The following is a 3,037-nucleotide window of genomic DNA, read 5'->3' on the forward strand; positions in this document are numbered from 1 at the left end:
TCGCGGGCGGCATTCAACCTGAAGTAGCTAGTTCGACCGGTGCCTGAGTTGCTCGCGGGTGTGCTTCTCCACGAACAACGGAACGAAATCCCGTACGCGGCTGTGTGTGAACCGGGCATGCTCTTCGCGGATGAGCGCGTCGACGACCTCCGCCGGGATGCGCGGGAACTCACCGATGAGTTGCCGGCCGAGGTCCGCCAACAGCGCTTCTTCGTTGACCTGAGTGACCTTACCCATGAGCAGGGGGTTCCCGGTCGGCGCTCGCTGTCAAACGGGTTTCAACCGCCGAGCGCGTTAAGCGGTTGCTGCGATCACGTAAACCCATAATAGAGCGATCGCTCTGTTACTATGGCGGCATGCCACGCCCCCGCGTTCACGACCAGGACCGGATCCTGGATGCCGTCGAACGGCTGGCGGTGCGCTCCGGGCCGGCGTCGGTCACGATTCGCGCGATCAGTGACGCGATCGGCGTATCCAACGGCGCGCTGTACCACACGTTCGGGTCGCGGGCGGGCCTCGTCGGGCGCGCCTGGCTGCGGGCCGGGCACCGATTCCTCAGCGCCCAAAGCGAATTGATCGACTCCGCCCCCGACCAAGACGGCGTCGCCGCCGTGGTGGCGGCGGCCGAGGCGCCGGCCGTCTTCGCCGAAACCCACCCCGAGTCGTCGCAACTTCTGCTGACGGTGCGCCGCGACGAGCTGTTGGGTCCGGAGATGCCGCCCGACATCGCCACCCAATTGCGTGACCTGGACCGGCTGCTGGTGGAGACGATGATCCGGCTGTCCCGCCGCCTGTGGGACCGCAAGGACGCCGCGGCCGTCGACGTCATCACGACCTGCATCGTCGACCTACCGACCGCGATCCTGTTGCGCCGCAACCGGATCGACGACCCCGATGCGCGGGAACGCCTGCGCGCGGCGGTCGTCGCCGTGCTCGACCTCGGGGCACCCCGAGGCAGGACCAGAGAAAGGGCCACGACATGACGCCGACACTGAGTTGGGACGACAAGATCGCGATTCTGCGCCTCGGCGAGGACGAGAACCGTTTCTCCCCAGAGTTTCTCGACGCGATCGACGGGCAGCTCGACGAAATTCAGCAGGCCGGTGCGCAGGGCCTGGTCACCACCGCGAGCGGCAAGTTCTATACCAACGGCCTGGACCTGGACTGGCTGGGCGCTCACCCCGGCCAGACCCAGTCCTACGTCGCGCGGGTGCAGGCCCTGCTGGCCCGCGTCCTCACCTACCCGATGCCGACGGCCGCCGCGGTGACCGGGCACGCCTTCGGCGCCGGCGCCATGCTCGCGATGGCCCACGACGTGCGGGTGATGCGCGCCGACCGCGGGTTCTTCTGCTTCCCCGAGGTCGACATCCGCATCCCGTTCACCGACGGCATGGCCGCCCTGATCCAGGCCAAGCTCACGCCCCGCGCCGCGGTGGCCTCGATGACGACCGGGCGCCGGTTCGGCGGGGAGGAGGCCGCCGAATTCGGCATCGTCGACGCGACCGCTGCCGAGGCCGAGGTGACCGCCGCGGCGACCGACCTGCTGCGCCCGCTGGGCGGCAAGGACCCCGGCACGCTGGGGGCGATCAAGCAGACCATGTTCCGCGCCGCGGCCCGGGCGTTGACCGACCTCTGAGCCCGCGTGACATTTGCGTTAACGCTCAACCGATTTCGCGCACCGTGCTGAACCAAACGTCGCCGGCGGCCGTCTGCAGTGTGTCGCAGTGCCTCAAAGACGTTTGGAGACTTGGTGATCGCAGCACAATTTATTCGCCCCATCGGTGCCATGGAACGGCTCTTCTATCGCTACAGCGAACGCAATCCGACACACTTCTCGCTCGTTGCCGAGTTCGACCAAGTACTCACCGCAAACAAGGTGAGGCCTGCGCTGGCCGCCGCGCAACGACGACATCCCTTGTTGTCCGCACACGTTGAGGACCAGCCCGGCTCGCGGCTCGGCTTCTACCGCGCCGCCACCGTCCCACCGATCACCCTGACCGTCCACCGCGCCGAGTCGTGGGAGCCCGTCGCGGCGGACGAGCTCAGCCGGCCATTCGACCGCTCGCGTGCTCCGCTGATGCGCGCGTCGCTGCTGCAGGGGCGAACCGGCAGTGCGCTGGTGCTGACGTTTGACCACACGCTCGCCGACGGGATTTCCTCGGTGCTGGTGCTCAAGGATGTCGTTGCCGCGCTCAACGGCGCGGACCTGCCCAATCTGCCTGTGCCCCAAGCCCAGGAGGACCTTGTCGCCCGCACGCTGGGCGAGATCGCGCCGCTGGAGCTGCCCGACGATCCACGCATGCGGGTGCCCAGCGCCATCCGCCCGTTCGACGGCGCCCCGACCAACGTGCACACCATGGCGATGGCGGAAGTGGACACCGCGCTGCTGGCCCAGCGATGCCGCGAGGAACGCACCACCGTGCACGCGGCGCTGGTCGTCGCGATGTGCCGCGTCCGGGCCGCCGTGCGTGGCGAAGACTTTGTGCGAGTGCTCAACCCGATCAACTTCCGGGGGCTGATAGGCGTCGGCGGCGACTGCGGCCTCTTCATCCAATCGACCTGGACCGGCCTGTCGCCCTGGGATGGTGTTTCGTTCTGGGAGCAGGCCCGCGCGACCACCGCACACCTCGACGTCGCGCGGTCGGCGCGTGGAATCCGCACCGCCTCGCAAGCCGTCTCGGAAGCGATCGCGGTCGACGCCGAAGTCGACCACGCCGAAGAACTGTTCAGCCGCGTCTGCCCGTTCGAGATGATCGTCACGAACCTCGGCGTGCAGAACCTCGACCGCTCGGGCGCGCTGCGGCCCACGGCGGTGTGGGGCCCGGTGGTGCAAAGCCAGACCGAGGGCGAGTACGTCACCGGCATCACCACCTTCGAGGGCAGGCTGCGGATGACGACCTGCGGCTACAGCGTGCCGGCGACCTTCCTGAAGAGCGTCGGCGACGCCCTGCTGGCTGCCGTGCAGGAGCGCTGATTGTTACCATCGCGCGGTGACTGACCGCCCCGGCCGGCCGGGACCCATTTCCCGTCGCGACGT

At 68.5% G+C, this 3,037-nt stretch carries 4 protein-coding genes; 3 read left to right on the forward strand and 1 reads right to left on the reverse strand.

The features are described from left to right. Positions 1-27: 27 nt before the first annotated feature. Positions 28-237, reverse strand: coding sequence for a three-helix bundle dimerization domain-containing protein (locus A5704_RS24190; protein ID WP_067891468.1), 210 nt, complete (start codon positions 235-237; stop codon positions 28-30). Between the two features lie 119 nt (positions 238-356). On the opposite strand from A5704_RS24190, the gene A5704_RS24195 reads away from it, so the two are divergent. From A5704_RS24195 to A5704_RS24205, 3 genes are all read left to right on the forward strand, one after another. Beyond that, positions 357-983, forward strand: a complete 627-nt coding sequence (locus tag A5704_RS24195; RefSeq protein ID WP_067891471.1) for a TetR/AcrR family transcriptional regulator — start codon at positions 357-359, stop codon at positions 981-983. Continuing rightward, positions 980-1,636: an enoyl-CoA hydratase-related protein gene (locus A5704_RS24200; RefSeq protein WP_067891474.1), complete on the forward strand. Its 657-nt coding sequence runs from the start codon at positions 980-982 to the stop codon at positions 1,634-1,636. Before A5704_RS24195 ends, A5704_RS24200 begins: the two co-directional genes overlap by 4 nt. Positions 1,637-1,786: 150 nt before the next feature. After that, positions 1,787-2,974 carry a condensation domain-containing protein gene (locus A5704_RS24205; RefSeq protein ID WP_156737749.1) on the forward strand — a complete coding sequence of 396 codons (1,188 nt, stop codon included), beginning with the start codon at positions 1,787-1,789 and terminating at the stop codon, positions 2,972-2,974. Positions 2,975-3,037: the final 63 nt, after the last annotated feature.

Origin of the sequence: Mycobacterium sp. E735, from assembly GCF_001666955.1 — a bacterium.
Taxonomy (GTDB): Bacteria; Actinomycetota; Actinomycetes; order Mycobacteriales; family Mycobacteriaceae; genus Mycobacterium.